This is a genomic window from Novipirellula sp. (genome assembly GCF_041583735.1).
Taxonomy (GTDB): Bacteria; Planctomycetota; Planctomycetia; order Pirellulales; family Pirellulaceae; genus Novipirellula.
Genome location: NZ_JBFHFD010000877.1, coordinates 1 through 2,864, shown reverse-complemented (window position 1 = coordinate 2,864; position 2,864 = coordinate 1). Strand labels below are relative to the sequence as shown.

The window sequence follows — 2,864 nt, the reverse complement described above, 5'->3', positions numbered from 1 at the left end:
CCGTCGAGAACCGAACCCAACCAGGATGCGACATGAGGAACGCATGTTCACAATCCTAACACTTTGATGCGGAACCGCAAACGAACGGCAGCTGCGCATTGCCGCAAAATCGGCTCGCGATCGCCCCGCGATCCTTCCCAAGTCCCTGCAATTTTGTTGGTCAGCGTCCCCGTGGGTGGGCAACTTTGTTGACCGGTTTTCACGGATTTCGATTCGCGATTCGTATCTTGAGCATCGCGGTGGCGTAGCGTTCTCCCAGCAACCACTGGCTGGCAGCGTCAAAATGTGTCCCCTCGTCCCAAGTCGACGTCCCTTCACAGGTCACCAACCCGAATCCTGCACCGCGAGTGCCGACTGCTCCAATCGCGGCGCGAACCTTGTCCCGTTTTCCGTTATCAAACACTTCGCCCACGACGACGGGCAAGTCCGGTACGCCCACGTCCTGGCGGATACGATCAACCAACTGCAACAACCGCGCTTCATAATCGTCGGCGGCGAGCTGCGAATCAGATTCGCCTTGATGCCACAAAAGCCCACAAATGGTGTAACGGTCCCCTCGTTCGCTCAATGCTTGCGTTGCCATTTGTATTGTTTCGACGAAGTCTCGGTAGCGTTGCCCCTGCGTTTTCGGCTCGCCCATCTCACCGGGTTTCCAATCACTTCGCAAACTCGAGCCCCCCTTGGATCCTTTGATGAGGGCCAATTTGCGGTCCGGCTCGGCCTGGAACATCTCGTGTGCGAAGCCGAGTTCGGGACCAAACGTGGATGAGGGCACTTCGCCTTTGTAGCGGGGAGCGATACTGAACCCAGGAGCAAGCGGTTGCCAGCCGTCGCTCGACTTTGGCAGGTTTCGATAATAGATGATGGCATGATCCGATGGCTGACGCTGTTCCTCGGTCAATTCACTCGCTTGGCCCCGGCCGTCCATGTTGGACTGCCCCGCAAGCAAGTACACGTCGTACTCGGCCGCGGTCAAGAAAGAAGGAACGGCAGAGAACAACATCATCAAGCAAACGACATCAGCGGGCTTTAACTTCATCAATAAATCCTCATCTCGGTGGGACTGCAGCAAAGGGGCCTAGAACGATGTTATAGCTGTCTCTGCCTGATCAAGGTGTTTTCGGCGAGGCATTTCAGGCGTGCCGGAGCTTGTGTTTCGCAATCACAATTCAATAAAACACTACTTTTTTTGCGAAAAACCACCGGCCGTGGCCTGGAATTTGCCGTTGCAAGCATTCCTCTCCCCCTGACGTAGCCGCTGAGGAATCTTGTGCCGATCACGCTTAAATGGATTTCGTAATCCGGTGATTTCTACGGCCCTGCCTTTACAGGTCAGCCGGATTCGTGCCGATAGGTTAAACGAGGCTTGTTCAATGAGGCTCAGTGGATCGTAGAGACAGCTTTATGTAGCGATTGAGAATCCTGGTTATCTTACTTACGTGAACGGAAACTCAATTTCTCTCCCCGAAATCTATCGACATAAGAAGAGATTGAATCATGCGTGTCTTGGTGACGGGCGGTACTGGCTTGCTTGGCAATACCGTGCTGCGGCAGTTAGAAGCAGCGGGGCACGAGACGATTGCCCTGGTGCGTGGCGAACCCGATCGGGAAATTTTCTCGGGGCTGAACGCTCAATTTCTGCGTGGGGACATCCGCGATGCGGACACGATCCAAAACGGTGTTGCCGATTGTGATGCCGTCATTCACTCGGCCGGACTGATCCATTTGGGGTGGACGCGGCTGCACGAATCGATGCAAGTCAATCGTGATGGCACCCGTGTGATTGCCGAAGCGTGTCGCCGCTATGATCGCAAATTGGTTCATGTCGGCACCGTAGATACACTGGCGATCGGTTCACGAACGACCAACGTGGACGAATCGACCCCCATCACGACGAGCAACGATCAAATCCCTTGCAGCTATGTACAGAGTAAACGTGCGGGCGTCGACGAGGTGCTGGGGCAAGTCAAACAGGGACTGCGTGCCGCGATCGTGCATCCTGGGTTTATGCTCGGCCCATGGGACTGGAAACCAAGTAGCGGCCGGATGATGATCGAAGTCGGTCGCGCTTGGCGTCCGCTAGCGCCTCCGGGCGGATGCAGTCTGTGCGATTCACGCGACGTTGCCGCAGGAACGATCGCGGCAATCGAGCGGGGCGGCGACGAGGGGCGACAATTCATCTTGGCCGGAGAGAACGTCACCTATTTTAAGCTTTGGAAAGCGATCGCCGAGCGAATGAACTCACGCGGGCCACTGATGCCCACCGGTCCCGCTGGATTGTGGATTGCAGGGAAATTAGGAGATGCATTCTCGCTGGTTTCAGGCAAGGAAGGTGATTTGAACAGCGCGGTTATCCAAATGAGCCGGATGTTCCATTGGTACGACAGCTCGCGAGCGAAGGCTGAATTGGGGTACACGATCCGCGACCTCCAGCAAACTTTGGATGACGCCGCGACATGGATCCAAACGCATCATCAGCATCATCAACGCATCCCGGCTTGACCGGTGCTGGAATCACTCGGCGACTCATTTCGCTCGCCGCTTCGCGATTCGATTCGGTCTCCGCTTCGCGATTCTCTTTATGCCTTCTCTTTATGCCTCGCGTTGGGGTAAGGGATCGCAGTCGGAATGATCCTGAGTTGGCTGGAGGACAAAAATGATCCTATTTTTACGCACCAGCGACAGATTCGGGCCTCTGCCGAGGTGAGCTTTCCCTGTGGGAAAGCGGCTGCTTGCCAGCGTCCCCGTCCGCTCGAACGAGCATTTAGCGTGGAAATCACGGTATTTCCGCGGCGATTACCGCCATGCTCGCGTGGTCCACTCACTCGATTCGCTTGCGAGCTCACTGCCGTATTGAGTGTGCT

Annotated in this window: 2 protein-coding genes; one reads left to right on the top strand and one right to left on the bottom strand. The window is 55.8% G+C overall.

Going from position 1 to position 2,864, the window contains the following annotated elements:
* Positions 1 to 199: 199 nt before the first annotated feature.
* Positions 200 to 1,039, bottom strand: coding sequence for a sialate O-acetylesterase (locus ABX962_RS34035; protein ID WP_372726115.1), 840 nt, complete (start codon positions 1,037 to 1,039; stop codon positions 200 to 202).
* Between the two features lie 458 nt (positions 1,040 to 1,497).
* On the opposite strand from ABX962_RS34035, the gene ABX962_RS34030 reads away from it, so the two are divergent.
* Positions 1,498 to 2,502: an NAD-dependent epimerase/dehydratase family protein gene (locus tag ABX962_RS34030; RefSeq protein ID WP_372726114.1), complete on the top strand. Its 1,005-nt coding sequence runs from the start codon at positions 1,498 to 1,500 to the stop codon at positions 2,500 to 2,502.
* Positions 2,503 to 2,864: the final 362 nt, after the last annotated feature.

Coding starts and splice junctions, on each gene's coding strand:
- ABX962_RS34035 (WP_372726115.1), bottom strand. CDS start 1,039: ATGAAGTTAAAGCCCGCTGATGTCGTTTGCTTGATGATGTTGTTCTCT.
- ABX962_RS34030 (WP_372726114.1), top strand. CDS start 1,498: ATGCGTGTCTTGGTGACGGGCGGTACTGGCTTGCTTGGCAATACCGTG.